This is a genomic window from Albidovulum sp., assembly GCF_049646345.1.
Lineage (GTDB): Bacteria > Pseudomonadota > Alphaproteobacteria > Rhodobacterales > Rhodobacteraceae > Albidovulum.
In genome coordinates this window covers 1-1,925 of the sequence record NZ_JBARVQ010000051.1, presented here as the reverse complement: position 1 = coordinate 1,925, position 1,925 = coordinate 1, and the positions used below count along the sequence as shown (strand labels likewise).

Genomic DNA, 1,925 nt, shown 5'->3' with positions numbered 1-1,925 from the left:
TCCACGATCTTCGCGGTATCGACGAACCACTGGTCGGTCAGCATCGGCTCGATGACCACCTTCGACCGGTCGCCATGCGGCTGCATCATCTTGTTCTGCTCGACGAGCGGCAGGCGTTCGAGGTGCTCGGCGCCGGTTTCCTTGTCGATGGACTTGTGGAGGACGGTGACGGCCAGCCCCTCGGAGGTGATCTGGTCGATCACGCGCTTCCTCGCCTCGTAGCGGTCGAGGCCGCGCAGGTCGTCGGGAACGAGGTTGATCGCGTCCGTCTCGGCCTCGGTCAGCGTCCTTTCGCCCTTGGCGACGGCCATGGCGATGGTGGCCGCCTCGGCATAGGGCGCGCCGTCCGAACGCATCGCCGCCTTCGTGTCCATCAGCCGGTAGCAGGGGATATTGCCGCGCTTGGCCACCGCATAGTCGTTGAAGTCATGCGCGCCGGTGATCTTGACAGCACCCGAGCCGAAGCTGGGGTCGGGATATTCGTCGGTGATGATCGGGATCAGGCGGCGGTGTTCCTTGGGCCCGACTGGAATTTCGCAGAGCTTGCCGACGATGGGCGCATAGCGTTCGTCCGACGGATGGACCGCGACTGCGCCGTCGCCGAGCATCGTCTCGGGCCGCGTTGTCGCGATGGAGATGTAGTTGCGGGTCTCGCGCAGGGTGACGTTACCGTCCTCATCCTTCTCGACATATTCGTAGGTCTCGCCCCCCGCCAGCGGGTATTTGAAGTGCCACATCTGGCCCTGCACCTCGATCTGCTCGACCTCAAGGTCGGAGATCGCGGTTTCAAAATGCGGGTCCCAGTTCACAAGGCGCTTGCCGCGATAGATGTACCCTTCACCGAACATCTCCACGAAGACCTTGATGACGGCATCGTGGAAGTTGCCCTCTTCGCCCTTGGGCGCGTTCGGGGCGCCGGACATGGTGAAGGCGTTGCGCGACCAGTCGCAGGAGGCGCCGAGGCGCTTCAGCTGATCGATGATGGTGTTGCCGGATTTCTGCTTCTGCTCCCAGACGAGCGCGGTGAAGTCATCGCGGCTCATATCCGTGCGGCGGCGGTTGGTCTTTGCAAGCTCGCGTTCGACCACCATTTGCGTCGCGATGCCCGCATGGTCCTGCCCCGGCTGCCAGAGCGTGTCGAAGCCCCGCATCCGGTGCCAGCGGGTCAGGATGTCCTGCAACGTGTTGTTGAAGGCGTGGCCCATGTGAAGTGAGCCGGTGACGTTCGGCGGCGGGATCATGATGCAGAAGGTCTCATCGCGCGAGGCATTGGCCCCGGCGCGGAAGGCTCCGGATTGTTCCCAGGCGGCGTAGAGGCGTTCCTCGGCTTCCGCCGCGTTGAAGGTCTTTTCCATCGGCATGGTCACGTCCCGTATTTCTGTTGCGTTTCCCTTAGCGAAAGGGCGCGGCAAGGGGAAGGGGCCGGGGGTAAGGTGGGCTTAAACCCACCTTGCGTCTGGGGTCGTGTGCCGGGCAGTGCCCGACCGCGGGTGGGCGCTGCAACGCTTGGGTTGGGCACTTTATGGTGCGGCCCCGCCGGACGGTCGTTCAGATTGAGACGGCGCAGGAGCGCCCGCCCATGGGGGCGGTCGGGCGCTGCCCGGCGGCGCGCAAACGCGCCTTGATTCCGGGCGGGAGAGTGGCCGTCAGCGTGCCGCTGCGGCCTTTGCATCTGTCAGCGGCACCCGTTCCCCCGGCCGGATGACCGCGGGGTCGTAGGGTGTGCGGGCGAAGACCTTCCGCACCATGGGGGCGAAGAAGTCGAGGGGCAGGGTGTCGTAATCGGGGTCGAAGCTTGCCTGATCCCAGCGTTCGCAGAAGGTGGCGCAGTCGTCGAAATAGGGGCTGCCGCGATGGCGTTCGCGTTTGTGCTGATCAGCCCCGACGTGGTGGCCGTAATAAAGCATCTGGAAATCGCCATGGGT

1 protein-coding gene and 1 pseudogene are annotated in these 1,925 nt (G+C 64.7%); both read right to left on the bottom strand.

Annotation, left to right across the window (positions count from 1 at the left end; translation table 11 throughout):
* The coding region (locus tag WBB85_RS01285; RefSeq protein ID WP_432636815.1) for a class I tRNA ligase family protein at positions 1-1,361 on the bottom strand (1,361 nt) is incomplete at its 3' end.
* A gap of 285 nt (positions 1,362-1,646) precedes the next feature.
* Positions 1,647-1,925, bottom strand: a pseudogene (locus tag WBB85_RS01280) (peptidase); the annotation flags it as partial.